The sequence below is a fragment of the Micromonospora sp. NPDC047187 genome (assembly GCF_040643355.1).
Classification (GTDB): Bacteria; Actinomycetota; Actinomycetes; order Mycobacteriales; family Micromonosporaceae; genus Micromonospora; species Micromonospora salmantinae.
The window spans coordinates 200,772-214,262 of the sequence record NZ_JBEYUF010000004.1; the positions used below are offsets into that span (position 1 = coordinate 200,772).

The 13,491-nt window shown below is 70.8% G+C and carries 11 protein-coding genes; 2 read left to right on the top strand and 9 right to left on the bottom strand.

From position 1 onward, the window contains the following. Positions 1–44 precede the first annotated feature (44 nt). Positions 45–1,046 (bottom strand): D-alanine--D-alanine ligase, encoded by a 1,002-nt coding sequence (locus ABZ794_RS10155; protein ID WP_357515105.1) that lies wholly within the window; start codon positions 1,044–1,046, stop codon positions 45–47. 7 nt (positions 1,047–1,053) lie between these two features. After that, positions 1,054–2,367 carry a PLP-dependent aminotransferase family protein gene (locus tag ABZ794_RS10160; protein ID WP_210782085.1) on the bottom strand — a complete coding sequence of 438 codons (1,314 nt, stop codon included), beginning with the start codon at positions 2,365–2,367 and terminating at the stop codon, positions 1,054–1,056. A gap of 295 nt (positions 2,368–2,662) precedes the next feature. Here ABZ794_RS10160 and ABZ794_RS10165 point away from each other — a divergent pair, with 295 nt between their 5' ends. Then, complete coding sequence (locus tag ABZ794_RS10165) at positions 2,663–3,328, top strand: GNAT family N-acetyltransferase (protein WP_091396576.1); 666 nt, start codon at positions 2,663–2,665, stop codon at positions 3,326–3,328. Positions 3,329–3,342: 14 nt separating this feature from the next. On the opposite strand, the gene ABZ794_RS10170 is transcribed toward ABZ794_RS10165, so the two are convergent. The 7 genes from ABZ794_RS10170 to murJ form a co-directional block, all read right to left on the bottom strand. Continuing rightward, complete coding sequence (locus tag ABZ794_RS10170) at positions 3,343–4,506, bottom strand: N-acetylmuramoyl-L-alanine amidase (RefSeq protein ID WP_210782083.1); 1,164 nt, start codon at positions 4,504–4,506, stop codon at positions 3,343–3,345. Between the two features lie 160 nt (positions 4,507–4,666). Then, a complete protein-coding gene (gene trxA / locus ABZ794_RS10175) occupies positions 4,667–4,990 on the bottom strand; it encodes a thioredoxin (protein ID WP_030331849.1) in 324 nt (107 codons plus the stop codon). Between the two features lie 31 nt (positions 4,991–5,021). Beyond that, on the bottom strand, positions 5,022–5,972 hold the full coding sequence (gene trxB, locus ABZ794_RS10180) for a thioredoxin-disulfide reductase (RefSeq protein WP_091396582.1): 951 nt from the start codon (positions 5,970–5,972) through the stop codon (positions 5,022–5,024). A 183-nt stretch (positions 5,973–6,155) separates the two neighbouring features. Further along, on the bottom strand, positions 6,156–7,178 hold the full coding sequence (locus ABZ794_RS10185; RefSeq protein ID WP_357515108.1) for a hypothetical protein: 1,023 nt from the start codon (positions 7,176–7,178) through the stop codon (positions 6,156–6,158). Beyond that, positions 7,175–7,885, bottom strand: coding sequence for an RNA polymerase sigma factor SigM (sigM, locus tag ABZ794_RS10190; protein WP_210782080.1), 711 nt, complete (start codon positions 7,883–7,885; stop codon positions 7,175–7,177). Before sigM ends, ABZ794_RS10185 begins: the two co-directional genes overlap by 4 nt. Positions 7,886–7,928: 43 nt before the next feature. Then, entirely contained in the window at positions 7,929–9,536 is a 1,608-nt protein-coding gene (locus ABZ794_RS10195; RefSeq protein WP_210782078.1) for a protein kinase family protein, read from the bottom strand. Between the two features lie 445 nt (positions 9,537–9,981). After that, the gene (murJ, locus tag ABZ794_RS10200) at positions 9,982–11,733 is read right to left on the bottom strand and encodes a murein biosynthesis integral membrane protein MurJ (RefSeq protein ID WP_238687924.1); all 1,752 of its coding nucleotides are present in this window, start codon (positions 11,731–11,733) and stop codon (positions 9,982–9,984) included. A gap of 126 nt (positions 11,734–11,859) precedes the next feature. On the opposite strand from murJ, the gene ABZ794_RS10205 reads away from it, so the two are divergent. After that, complete coding sequence (locus ABZ794_RS10205; protein WP_357515112.1) at positions 11,860–13,320, top strand: CCA tRNA nucleotidyltransferase; 1,461 nt, start codon at positions 11,860–11,862, stop codon at positions 13,318–13,320. Positions 13,321–13,491: the final 171 nt, after the last annotated feature.

The following is a 13,491-nucleotide window of genomic DNA, read 5'->3' on the forward strand; positions in this document are numbered from 1 at the left end:
CGTCCGGCGGGTGGTCCGCTCGGTCGAACGGGTTGGCGGGTAGGTCAGTGCCTGGTGAGGCGGGCGGCTGCTCGGGCGACCAGGGTGCCGAGGAGTCGGCCGAAGTCCAGCCCGGCCGCCTGCACGGCGAGCGGGAGCAGTGACGTCTCCGTCATCCCTGGCGAGACGTTGACCTCCAGCACGTGCGGCTGGCCGGCTGCGTCCACGATCACGTCGACGCGGGAGAGATCCCGTAGACCGAGCGCGGTGTGCGCGGCGAGGGCCACGTCAGCGACCGTGGCAGCCACCTCCGGGTCCAGCCGGGCGGGGGCGTGCCAGGTGGTCCGCCCTGCTGTGTAACGGGCGGCGTAGTCGTACACGCCGTTGCGCGGCACGATCTCCACCGGCGGCAGCGCCTGCGGGCCGTCGCCGAGGTCGACGACGGAGACCGCCACATCCATCCCCGGCACGTACCGCTCCACGAGCGCCGTGGAGTAGTACGCGAAGCAGCCGACCATCGCGGCGGGCAGCGCGGCGGCGTCCCGGACCACAGCCCCGCCCAGCCCGGACCCGCCCTGCGCCGGCTTCACCATCAGGGGTACGCCCAGACGGTCGACGATCCGGTCCAGGACGGCGACCGCGCCGAGCTCGGAGAAACGATCGTGCGGGAGCGCCACCCAGTCGGGGGTGGGGATGCCGGCCTCGCGGAGCACCGCTTTGGCCGAGGGCTTGTCCCAGGCGACCCGGGAGGCCCGAGCGTCGCAGCCGACGTACGGGACGTCGCACAGATCCAGCACCCCGCGCAGTGAGCCGTCCTCGCCGGTCGCGCCGTGCAGTGCGATCACCACCGCGTCCGGCGGGTCGGCCGCGAGCGACGGCAGCAGCGCCACGTCCGCGTCGCGCAGCTCGGCCTCCACCCCGACGGCGCGCAGCGCGTCGAGCACCCGACGACCGGAGCGCAGCGACACGTCCCGTTCGTAGGAGAGCCCACCGGCGAGCACCACGACGCGCAGGTCGGCCGAGGCGGCGGAGTCGGTCACGAGGAGGTGCTCGGCGGTCGTAGCCATGCCGGCATCATGCCAAGTCGGGCCCGGGCACGTCGGAGCCGGCCCGGCCGCGTCGGCCGGCGGCACCACCCACGGCACCGAAGACCCGGCGCATGGCGATCTCCTGCTCCATCACACCGGCCAGCCGGCGGACGCCCTCGCGGATCCGTTCCGGCGGCGGGAAGCTGAAGTTGAGCCGCATGGCGTCGGTGCCGGTGCCGTCGGCGTAGAAGCCGGTGCCGGGAACGTAGGCGACCCGGGCGGCGACCGCTCGCGGCATCATGGCCTTCGAGTCGAGCCCGTCGGGCAGGCTGGCCCACACGAAGAGACCGCCGGCCGGGGTGGTCCAGCTGGTGCCCTCGGGCATCAGGTCGGCCATCGCGTCGAGCAGGGCGTCGCGGCGTTCCCGGTAGACCTCGCGATAGACCTTGAGCTGCTGCCGCCAGGGCATCGTGCTCAGGTAGGTGGCCACTGCGGCCTGGGCGAAACCGCTGGGGCAGAGGATCTGCGCCTCGTTGGCGATGACCAGTTTGTCGCGGACCGCGTGCGGCGCCAGGATCCAGCCGACCCGCAGCCCGGGGGCGAAGGTCTTGGAGAAGGTGCTGAGGTAGAAGACGCCGTCGCGGCGGCGGGCCCGCAGAGGAGCCGGGGCCTCACCCTCGAACCCCAGTTGGCCGTACGGGTCGTCCTCGACGACGAGCAGGCCGGCGCGCTCGCAGATGTCGAGCACTCGTTCCCGGCGCTCCTCGCTGAGCGTCACGCCGGTCGGGTTCTGGTAGGTGGGGATCGTGTAGAGGAACTTGACCCGCTGGCCCGCGCGGGCCAGGTCGGCGATGGCCGCCTCCAGCGCCTCCGGGATCAGCCCGTCCGCATCCATCGGTACGTGGACGACCTGCGCCTGGGCCGCCTGAAACACGCCGAGCGCACCGACGTACGTCGGCCCCTCGGCGAGCACCACGTCGCCCGGGTCGAGGAAGAGCCGGGCCACCAGGTCCAGTGCCTGTTGCCCGCCCACGGTGACCACGACGTCCTCGGGGGAAGCACCGCAGGCGGCGTCGATCCCGGAGAGCGACATCACCTCGCAGATCCGTTCGCGCAGCTCGAGGGTGCCCTGACCAATGCCGTACTGAAGGGTGGTCACGCCGTGCTCGGAGCCGAGCCGGCCGAGCATCTCGCCGACCGCGTCCAGCGGAAGGGCGGCGATGTACGGTGCGCCACCGGCGAGCGAGACGACCTCCGGACGACTGGCCACCGCGAACAGTGCTCGGATCTCGGAGGCGGTCATCCCGCGTACCCGCCGGGCGTACCGGTCGGTGTAGTCGTCGAGTGTCGTGCCGGTCATGACCTCACCTCGATCGCTGCTCGAGTGGCTCCCGCCCCGGGTACCCCGCACACCGCTGACCATGGCGGCGGACACACCGATTGTCGATCCTAGTCCGCCGGAGTGGTGCTGCCGCCGTGCCGCAGCAGATCGACCACATGGCGGACCGTCCTCGGCGTCCCCCGTTGCGCTGGGCATTCGCGAGTCCCCTCCCGCATCTCCGATCGGCGGCGTACGATCGCTCGTCGGGGGCAGGAAGGCGGCGCTGTCGTTCCATGCCGGTCTCACCACCGAGCCTATTGTGGGGATGCGCCATATGTCGCGACGTCTGGTCAGCCTGACCCTCGACACGTTGGAAGACCTCCCGCGCCCGTGCCGGCAGTGCGTCTACTGGGAGCTCGATCCGGTCTCCGCGGACCGGGCCTGTGCCGCTGGCGATCCGGGCCTGGAGAAAGAGGCATGGGTCTCCCAGACGCTGCTGGAGTGGGGCTCCTGCGGCAAACTCGCGTACGTCGACGGCATGCCGGCCGGCTTCGTGATGTACGCCCCGCCCGCCTACGTGCCCCGTTCGATGGCGTTCCCGACCTCACCGGTCTCCGCGGACGCGGCACTGTTGATGACCGCCAACGTGGTAGCCGCGTTCTCCGGCGGCGGGTTGGGCCGGATGCTCGTGCAGGGTGTCGCCCGGGACCTGACCAAGCGTGGGATCAAGGCGATCGAGGCGTTCGGCGACGCCAAGTTCGGCGACGCGGACGACCCCGCCGGCGGTTGCGTGGCCCCGGTCGACTTCTTCCTCTCCGTGGGCTTCAAGACCGTACGTCCGCATCCGCGCTTCCCTCGGTTGCGTCTTGAGCTGCGTACGGCGCTGAGTTGGAAGTCCGACGTCGAGTACGCGCTGGAGAAGCTGCTCGGGTCGATGAGCCCGGAGACCCTGCTCCGGCCGGTCCGTCCGGCCCCGGCCACCCGCTCCACCAACGGCTGACGCCCGGCGTCGAATCAGTCCAGCACAGTGCCGGCGGTCACCACGGCACGCAGTTCGCTGACGTCGAGCGATCCGGTCGGGACGTCTCGTTCGATGGGGTAGTACATCCGCTGCACCGCGGCCACGATCGCCTCCACCACCCGGTCCCGGAACCGGGGGTCGACAAGGTGGGCGCGGTCCGTCGGCGAGGTGAGGTAGCCGACCTCGACCCGGACGGCGGGCATCCGCGTCAGTCGCAGCAACTCCCACGTCTTGGCGTGGGTACGGCAGTCCCGCAGCCCGGTGCGAGCGACGATCTCCCGCTGCACCAGACCGGCCAGGCGTTCACCGGTCGCCGAGGTCACCCCGTTGTCGGTGCCGTAGTGGTAGGTCGCGACGCCCTCCGCGTCCGGGTTGGCGTGGCCGTCTAGGTGCAGCGAGATGAACACGTCGGCGCCGAGCGAGTTGGCGAGCAGGGCCCGGTCGGTGTCCGGCAGGCAACTGTCTGGCGACGGGCCCCGGGTGAGCTGCACCCGCACCCCGGAGGCGGCGAGTCGCCCCTCCAGTCGGCTGGCCAGGTCGTGCACCAGGTCCGCCTCGGTCCAGCGCAGCGAGCCGTCCGGCACCACCATTCCGGGGTCGGTGCCGCCGTGCCCCGGGTCGATGACGACCGTCTTGCCGACCAACGCCGGCCCGGACTGCCGGATCGCGTCGGATTCGCGGAGCCACTGCGGGCGGCCACCGACCACCTTGCGGCCGATCCGGCGGAGCGCGTTCATTGTGTGTGGGCCGCAGGAGCCGTCCGGGGTGAGCCCGACCTCACGCTGGAACTGGGCCACCGCCCTCGACGTCCGGACACCGTAGATGGCGTCCGCGCGGCCCACGTCGTACCCCATCTCCAGCAGTCGCTCCTGTAGCGACCGGACGTCCTCGCCGGTGAGGGGCTCGGGGACCGCGTGGTAGAGCGTGCGGGCGCCGAGCCGCCAACGGGCGGCATCCAGGGCTCGCCAGGTCTCCGCGCCGACCCGGCCGTCCACACTGAGCCCGCGCGACTGCTGGAACGCGCGCACGGCCCGCTCGGTGTCGAGGTCGAACTCGTCGGTTTGCGGGCCGGCGGCGGCCAGCAGTTCGAGGCCGGTCAGGATGGTACGGATCTCCGTGACCGCGGGTCCCCGGTCACCGGGTCGGATCGGACGCACGCACGACCCCCTCTGCACGACGCTGGCTGGCCGGGCGGCCCAGGCTTGAGGCTATGCGTTCCGGGGCGGCGAGGAGGCTGGGGCCGAGAAATACGCCGACGAAGACACCGAACCCCGCACCCGGCGAGCGGGTACGGGGTTCGGTTGATGTTTCTGCTGGTCAGAGGGCCGACTCGATGAGCCGGACCAGCTCGCCCTTCGGCTTGGCACCGGCGATCGACTGCACCGGCTGGCCGTTCTTGAAGACGGTGAGCGTCGGCACCGACATCACCCGGTAGGCCCGCGCGGTCTCCGGGTTCTCGTCGATGTTGAGCTTGACGATGGTGACCTGGTCACCCATCTCCCGGGCGATCTCCTCGAGCAGCGGCGACACCTTGCGGCAGGGCCCGCACCACTCCGCCCAGAAGTCCACCAGCACCGGCTTGTCGGCCTGCAGCACGTCAGCGACGAAGCTCTTGTCGGTGACCGCCTTGGTTGTTCCCACTATGCCCCTCCTCCGGGATGTGTTCCTTGTTTCAGCTGAGCGTCGCGATGAACCGCTCGGCGTCGAGCGCGGCGGCACAACCGGTGCCGGCCGCGGTGATCGCCTGACGGTAGGTGTGGTCGACCACGTCGCCGGCGGCGAAGACACCGGGCACGTTGGTGCGGGTGCTCGGGGCGTGGACCTTCACGTAGCCCTCGTCGTCCAGCTCGACCTGGCCCTGGAACAGCTCGCTGCGAGGGTCGTGACCGATGGCGACGAAGACGCCTGTCACGTCCATCACCTTGGTCTCGCCGGTGTGCACGTTGCGGACGCGTACCCCGGTGACCTTGCCGTCCTCGCCGAGGATCTCCTCGACGGTGCTGTTCCACTCGACCTTGATTTTCTCGTTGCTCAGCGCCCGGTCGGCCATGATCTTGCTGGCCCGGAACGAGTCGCGGCGGTGGATGATGGTCACCGACTCCGCGAAGCGGGTGAGGAAGGTGGCCTCCTCCATCGCGGAGTCGCCGCCGCCGACGACCACGATCTGCTGGTTGCGGAAGAAGAAGCCGTCACAGGTGGCACACGCGGAGACGCCGTGGCCCAGGAACTCCTGCTCACCGGGCACGCCCAGCGGACGCCAGGCCGAACCGGTGGAGAGGATGATGGATCGCGCCCGGTAGGCGGTCTCGCCAACCCAGACGGTGCTCACCGCGCCGGAGCCGGCGTCGCCGGTGTCCACCAGCTCGACGCGGGTCACGTCGTCGGTGAGGAACTCGGCGCCGAACCGCTCGGCCTGCTTGCGCATGTTGTCCATCAGCTCGGGGCCGAGGATGCCGTCGGCGAAGCCGGGAAAGTTTTCCACCTCGGTCGTGGTCATCAGCGCGCCACCGGACTGCACGCCCTCAATGATCAGCGGCTTCAGGTTGGCACGTGCGGCGTAGACCGCCGCTGTGTAGCCGGCCGGCCCGGAGCCGATGATGATCAGGTTGCGGACCTCGTCCACTGCCGTCTCCCGAGTTGTGTGTGTTCGGCGTCGGCGCGAGCACCGATGCTGATCCGAGTTGCCGACGCCTGGGTGGGGCCGGCAGCTGACTTCCAGAACGTCATCGTACGAACCGGGGATTCCCGAGCCGGGCATCCGGTGGGTCAGGTCACGTGGGGGGTCATCGTGCCATTGACCGTGGATTCACCCTACCCGCGCCGAATACCGGCTGTCCGAGCCGGACCCAGGCACTCCGCACTCCGGGCCACTCACCCAGGCCCACCGGGCGCCGGTCGCGTCGGTGAAGTGGATGACCAGCGCCTGATCGCCCTGGAACCGCGCGTAGTCGATCACCTCGACCACCAGTGGGGCCGATCCGTGCTCCGTCGCGACGCTGGCCAGACAGCCGGTCAGCGCGGCGTCGTCGGTAAGCCGGGCCAGCTGGTCCGACCCGTCGGGCGAGGGACGGCGCTCGCCCTCGGCATCCACCTCCGGCTGCTCGCCCGGGCTGTTGCCGGTCGCCCGACTGGCAGCCGGTTTGCCTGGGGCGTCGGTGCCGTAGGCGTTGCCGAGGGTCTGCGGGGTGTAGTTCGTACCGCTGCGCAGTGCCGGCCCGGTGGTGCGTGCCGTCCCGGGCCCCGCGACGCCCTCCGGCGCGCTGGCCGGCCGGTTCATGGCGGTGGTGTCACCGGAGTCGTTCGACGCCCGCATCGAGAGCTGGTTGAGGCCCAGCGCGACGGCGATGACGGCGATCGCGGCGGCGGCCACGGGTGCGCCACGGCGGGCCCAGCCGCGCCGGCGACGGCCCGGGCCGGTGGACGCCCAGCGCCCCGACCCGCCGGACGTGGGGGCGGGAGGCCGGCGACCGGCCCCGCCCTGCGCCGGTACGACCAACGGGGTCGCCGCGTCGCCGTCCCGATCGACGCTGGGCGCGCCGGCGGGTGCCTCCTCGGTCGAGGTGTCGGTCGTCGGCTCCGCCGAGGCCAACGCGGCCAGGAGGCGGTCGGTGATCGCCGACGGCATCTCCGGGGACGGCTCGGCCCAGCGGGTGAGGTCCGTCCGGACCTCGGTCACGGCGGGGGCCAGCAGCGCGTACGCCTCGGCCCAGGACGGGTCCGCCGAGACCAGTCGGGCGACCTCGTCCTGCTGCGGGGTGCCGTCCAACGCCCCGCCGAGGTAGTCAGCGAGGAGGTCGATGTCGACCTCCCGGAACCCCTCGGTCGTCACGTGTCCTCCTGGTTGGCGTCCCGCCGGTATCGACCTGACCCCGATCCGACGCCCTCCACCGGGCCGTGGTTCCCCGGCGTGACGCCGGGCACGCCCGTGATCGGGGCGGTGGGGTCCGGTCGGGCCGAAGGCGTCGCGACGGTGGCGGGGCGAAGATGCCCGAGCAGCACGGCCAGCCGCGCCCGACCCCGGGCGCACCGGCTCTTCACAGTGCCCTCGGCGACACCGAGGATGCGGGCGACCTCGGCGACCGGATAGCCCTGTACGTCGACCAGCACCAGCGCGGCGCGTTGCTCAAGGGGCAGCGCGGCGAGCGCCTCACGGACCACCAGCACTGTGTCGTGGTCCACTGCCGGTGCCGCCGGCTCGAGCCCGCCGGTGCCGTCGTCGGCCCGGTTGCCGTCCGGCAGCGGCACCGTGGGGTGCGCCTGCCGGCGTCGGATCCGGTCCAGGCAGGCGTTGACCACGATCCGGTGCAGCCAGGTGGTGACAGCGGAGTCGCCGCGGAAGCGGGCCGCCGCCCGATGCGCCGACAGCAGGGCGTCCTGGAGTGCGTCGGCTGCCTCCTCGCGGTCGCCGAGCGTCCGCAGGGCCACCGCCCACAACCGGTCCCGGTGCCGGTGGAACAGTTCGGTGAAGGCGTCCCGGTCTCCCGCGACGTGCGCGCGCAGCAGCTCCAGGTCTCTCGCGGCGGCGCGCTCGTCCATCACCGCGTCCAGTGCGTGCGGTGCCCGGATCGTGGGGCCCGGCTCACGACCCCTGGACCGTAATCTCCTGCACCCCCAGCTTGAACCCACCCTCGGCCGGAGCCAACTCGGTGATCCAGAACAGCAGGTACTGGTATTTCTGGTCGGCGTCGAAGCCGTTGAACGTCATGGTGGTGCCGTCGTGGTCCTCGAACGGCTGGCCGATGGCGGTCTTGTAGCTCGCGACCAACTGCTTGTCACCGTTGGAGCTGGACGGCGGGTTGGTAGTGCCGGCGAACAGCTGGGCGGACGCGTTGGTGGCCGACAGCACTGCCTGCACGGACTTGACGGTGTGCGGCTGGCCGAGGTCGATCCAGACGCCCATGCCCTTCTTCAGGTTGCCGAAGTTGGGCCGGTCGCGGTAGGTCTCGGTCTCCCAGCCCTTGTCATCGTCACCGTCGATGACCTTCTCGGCGCCGTCGACCTCACTGCGGTCCTTGCTGTCCGGGTCGATGATCCGGACGTCCTTCACTGTCAGCTTGCGGGCCGTCGCGGCGGCCGGGGTGGCGTCGCCGGCCGGGGCACTGGAGGTCGGCGCGGCGACCGGGTTGGACTGCGGGTCCTTGTCGTCGCCGCCCAGGGCGATGATCCCGATCAGCAGACCGACCAGGGCGACGGCCAGCAGGCCAGCGATGCCGACGGCGACCTTGCGACCCCCGGCCGCGGCCAGCGGCGACGGCTCTTCCCCGGTCTCGGCGGCGAACCGCAGTGGCCCGCTGTTGTCGAGGTAGTGCTCGTCCTCGGCCGGCACGTCCAGTCGCGCCAACTCGGCGGCGAGCACGTCGGAGGACGGCGGCGCGATCTCGGCGTCGAGCAGATCCATGGTCAGGTCGTCCAGGTACGCCGGAACGCCCGCCCGAACCTGGCGCGGTGCCGCGATGGCACCCCCGGCGTCCCGAACAGCGTCCGGGATCGCGGCGCGGCCGTGGCCGGCGGTGGCGCCGTGCAGTGGTGCCTCGGTGTGCGGCCACGAGCCGGTCAGCGCAAAGTAGAGGACCCCGCCGACCGCCCGGATGTCGTTCTCCTGGCTGTCGGCGCCGTCGGTGCGGGCGTCGGCCAGGACCACCCGGCCCTCATCACTGATCATGACGGTGCCGGGGTGGACGTTGCCGTGCACCATGCCGGTGGCGTGCACCGCGGCGAGCGCGCTCGCGACGGCGTTGCCGATCGCGGTGGCCCGAGCCGGGTCCAGGGGGCCGTCGGTCGCCAGGTCCCGCAGGGACTGCCCGTCGACCCACTCGCGCACCACGTACGCCCGGTCGGCCTCGTCGATCGCGTCGTAGACGCCGACCAGGTTGGGGTGGATGACCCGGCTGGCCGCGACGGCGGCCTGAAGCATTTCGGTGGCGGAGTCGCCACCCGGGTAACGCAGCACCACGGCAACGGGACGGCGCAGGATGACATCGACCCCGCGCCAGACCAGCCGACCCGCACTGTCGTTGTTGATGTGCTCAACCAGTTCGTACCGCTCGGCGAGGACTTCACCGGCCGTGGGAGCACCGAAGGTCATGACCGGAGGAGCGCTTTCGTCCGCCTCCTGACCCTCGCCGACCTGGGTCACCCGTCCTCCCTCGGTGATCGTGTCGATCGATGAACCCGAACTGCTGGGCATGTGGCTTCCCGCTCTGCCGTTGAAGGAACCGGCCGACCGGTGTCGACGCCCAGCGTCGGCCCCTGCCGTACCCGTCGAGAGCGACCTTACCCGGGTTGCCCGTCTCTCCGACATGTCATCTTCCCGCCGTACCTGGCGGGGTTCCGGCTGTCGAAGAGGTCGTCCGGTTACGACCGTTGTCAGCCACGTTGCTGGCACATGTACTAGCTAATCTACGGCTTCGCCGCAAGTGACCGACGCCGGGGCTGGGCTGGCGTGCCGCTTGCGCTACCTCGTACGTTCCCACCGATCGGGTCGCCACCCTCAGCCGTACGGTTGGTTATCCACAGGCCGAAGCGGCGGTTGACCGGCGAATCGCGGAGTTATCCACAGGCGCATCCCCAGCCTGGTGATCCGTCGTCACAGTCCGTATGACTGTCAACTTGTTGTAATCGAATGCGGACGTTCAGCGACCGAGCCGTCGGCGAACCATCCCGACCACCTCGGTGATCTCCCCGATCCGCAGCAGCATGGCCAGACCCAGGTAGGTCCCGCCGATCACCACGCCGCCGATCACGAGCTGCACGACAGCCTGCATCCAACTTGGCCTGTCGCCGCCAGGCAGAAGACTCACGACGAGGAGGCCGACCAGGGCGGCCCCCAACGCGGCGACCGCCACTCGACCGAGCGTCCGCAGGATGGCACCCATCCCGATCCGGCCTACGCGGGGCCGCAGCAGCCACGCCGAGGCGAAGGCGGCAGCCAGGTAGGACACGGCGTTGCCGATCATCATCCCGGCCGCAGCGAAGTGGGCGGCGAAGGCGACGTAGAGCACCACCTGCACGCCGATCCGCAGGGCGACCACCGGGATGTTGATCAGCGCCGGGGTGCGGGTGTCCGGCAGGGCGTAGAAGGCGAAGGTGAAGAGCTGGCTGATCGCGAACGGCACCAGCGCCAGCGCCGCCACGAGCAGCACCAGCGAGGTGTCCGCCGCGTTCTCGTCGGTGAACGCGCCGTAGCGGAACAGCGTCACGGCCAGCGGAGTCGCCAGTACCGCGTAGCAGACCGCGATCGGGGCGAGTACCGCCGAGACGGTGCGCGTGCCCCGGGAAAGGTCGGCGGCGACGTCGGAGTACCGGCCGTCGGCGGCGGCCGCGCTCATCCGGGGCATCAGTGCAGTGATGATCGATACGGCGATGATGCCGTGCGCCATCATCAGCAGCAGGAACACGTTGTTGTAGATCAGCGGGCCGGCAGCGTTCTCCTTGCCTGCCCGGTTCAGCAGGTTGAACATCACGATCAGGCCGACCTGGCTCACCGCTACGTAGCAGAACATCCAGCCGCCGAGACGCCCCAGCTCCCGTAGCCCGAGGGTGCGGAAGTCGAACCGGAACTTCCACCGGAAGCCGACCTTGCGCAACGCTGGCAAAAGGCCGGCGGCCTGGATCGCGACGCCGAGCAGGGTGCCGCCACCGATCAGCAAAATCCGGCCGGTGGTCATGTCCTCCGGCTTGACGATCTTCGCGCCGAAGATCGCGATGTACAGGCCCGCGGTGGCGATCACCACGATGTTGTTGAGGATCGGCGCCCACATCGGCGCGGCGAAGTGCCCCCGGGTGTTGAGCACCGCGCTGATCAGCGCACTGAGACCGGTGAAGAAGATCATCGGCAACATCAGGTACGACAGTGCCTTGACCAGGCCCCGGAAGTCTTCGCCGGTGTTCTCGCCAGCGTAGAGCTTGGTCAGGAGTCCGGCCGACAGCACGGCCAGCAGGGCCGCCCCCGCCAGGGTCAGCACCGCGAGGGTCAGCAGCCGCTGGGCGTACGCCTGGCCGCCATCGGTGTCGACCCTGCGCCGACGGACAAGCACCGGGATCAACACGCTGGTGAGGATGCCGCCGAGCAGGAACTCGTAGACCATTCCGGGCAGGATCTGCGCGGTGGTGTACGCGTCACCCACCAGCGCCCCACCCAGCGCGGCGGTCAGCGCCAACGTGCGCAGGAAGCCGGTGCCCCGGCTGACCAGGCTGCCGATCGCCATCACCGCGCTGTTGGTCGCCGCGCTCGCCTCGCCCACCTGCTCCTGCGGCGGCGCGGTCGACTCCATGGCCGGCTGGTTCAGCGGCTCGGCGGAGATGAAGGTGGCGCCGTCCCCGGGACGGGCGCCAGCGCCGCCATCGTTCGCGGCGTTGGCGCTGCGGTAGAGCCCGCCGCTCATCTCCAGCCTCCCAGGGGTACGTCGAGTCGGACACCGACCCGCACGCCACAGACCATAGTCAACCCCCACCCGTTACCCGCGCCCGGCGGATCGGATCACACCCCGGCCCGATAGGCTGGTGATCCCATGTCCGAAGCCTCCGCTCCTCACGCCGCCGACCGCCGCGAACTCACCGCCGCGCAGCGCAACGCCGTCGCCGAACTGCTCCGGGTGTCCCCGGTCGCCGACGAGTTGGGCCGCCGCTTCGTCCGCGCCGGTCACGAGTTGCATCTGGTGGGCGGTTCGGTGCGGGATGCCCTGCTCGGTCGACTTGGGGATGACCTCGACTTCTGCACCGACGCGCACCCCGACGAGACTCTGCGGATCATCAAGGGCTGGGCCGAGTCGATCTGGGAGACCGGTCGGGAGTTCGGCACCATCGGCGCTCAGCGCGACGGCCTCCGACTGGAGATCACCACCTTCCGCGCGGAGTCGTACGACCAGGTCAGCCGCAACCCCGTGGTGGTGTACGGCACCAGCCTCGACGAGGACCTGAAGCGGCGCGACTTCACGATCAACGCGATGGCGGTCAGCCTGCCGGACCACCGGTTCACCGACCCGCACGGTGGACTGGACGATCTGTCGGCCAAGGTGATCCGTACCCCGAGTACGCCTGGTGAGTCGTTCGGCGACGACCCGCTGCGGATGCTGCGTGCCGCCCGGTTCGCCGCCCAGCTGCGTTTCGCCGTCCACCCGGACGTGCACCTGGCGATGACCGAGATGGCCGCCGACCTGGACCGGATCACCGCCGAGCGGATCCGCGACGAGTTCACCAAGCTGCTCTGCGGCGCCGACCCGATCACCGGGCTGCGGCTGCTGGTCGACACCGGGCTGGCCGAGCGGTTCCTGCCGGAGCTGACCGGGCTGAAGCTGGAGATCGACGAGCACGCCCAGCACAAGGACGTCTACGAGCACACGTTGACGGTCGTCGAGAACGCGGTCTCCTACGAGGAGGAGGGCTGCGACTTCATCCTGCGGATGGCCGCCCTCCTGCACGACGTGGGCAAGCCGGCGACGAAGGCGGTCGGTTCCGACGGTCGGGTCAGCTTCCACCACCACGAGGTGGTCGGTGCCCGGCTGACCAAGGCCCGCATGAAGGCGATGCGCTACCCGAAGGACGTCACCGCGCAGGTGACCGCGCTGGTCGCGCTGCACCTGCGCTTCTACGGGTACGGGCGGGGCGAGTGGACCGACTCGGCGGTGCGCCGCTACGTCGCCGACGCCGGTGACCTGCTGCCCCGCCTGCACAAGTTGACCCGCTCCGACTGCACGACCCGCAACCGGCGCAAGGCCGCCCAGCTCGCGGCCGACTACGACGCGCTGGAGGACCGGATCGCCCGGATCGCGGCCGAGGAAGACCTGGCGCGGGTTCGACCCGACCTGGACGGCAACGCGATCATGGAACTGCTCGGCGTACCGCCGGGGCCGGTGGTTGGGCGGGCCTGGAAGCACCTCAAGGATCAACGCCTCGAGCATGGCCCGCTGGACCGCGACGCCGCCGAGGCGGAGCTGCTGCGCTGGGCCCGCGCCGAGGGCATCCTCGGCTGACGCGCTCAACCTCGATGCTGGTCGGGTAGCGCGATCTGCCGTGAGGTGGCGGGAGCCCGTCAGGTGGCCGACAGCGATGCACAGCTGTCCGGTCGACGACGAAACGCGAGCGGATCGACCGAATGGCTGAGGTGTAGCGCTTTCATCGTCGTCCATGATGGCTGGGCGTCC

What these genes read in the sequence shown, in the direction of transcription:
- ABZ794_RS10205 (WP_357515112.1), top strand. Translation starts at nt 11,860, where the DNA reads ATGTCCGAAGCCTCCGCTCCTCACGCCGCCGACCGCCGCGAACTCACC.
- ABZ794_RS10165 (WP_091396576.1), top strand. Translation starts at nt 2,663, where the DNA reads ATGTCGCGACGTCTGGTCAGCCTGACCCTCGACACGTTGGAAGACCTC.
- sigM (WP_210782080.1), bottom strand. Translation starts at nt 7,885, where the DNA reads ATGGACGAGCGCGCCGCCGCGAGAGACCTGGAGCTGCTGCGCGCGCAC.
- ABZ794_RS10155 (WP_357515105.1), bottom strand. Translation starts at nt 1,046, where the DNA reads ATGGCTACGACCGCCGAGCACCTCCTCGTGACCGACTCCGCCGCCTCG.
- murJ (WP_238687924.1), bottom strand. Translation starts at nt 11,733, where the DNA reads ATGAGCGGCGGGCTCTACCGCAGCGCCAACGCCGCGAACGATGGCGGC.
- ABZ794_RS10195 (WP_210782078.1), bottom strand. Translation starts at nt 9,536, where the DNA reads ATGCCCAGCAGTTCGGGTTCATCGATCGACACGATCACCGAGGGAGGA.
- ABZ794_RS10160 (WP_210782085.1), bottom strand. Translation starts at nt 2,367, where the DNA reads ATGACCGGCACGACACTCGACGACTACACCGACCGGTACGCCCGGCGG.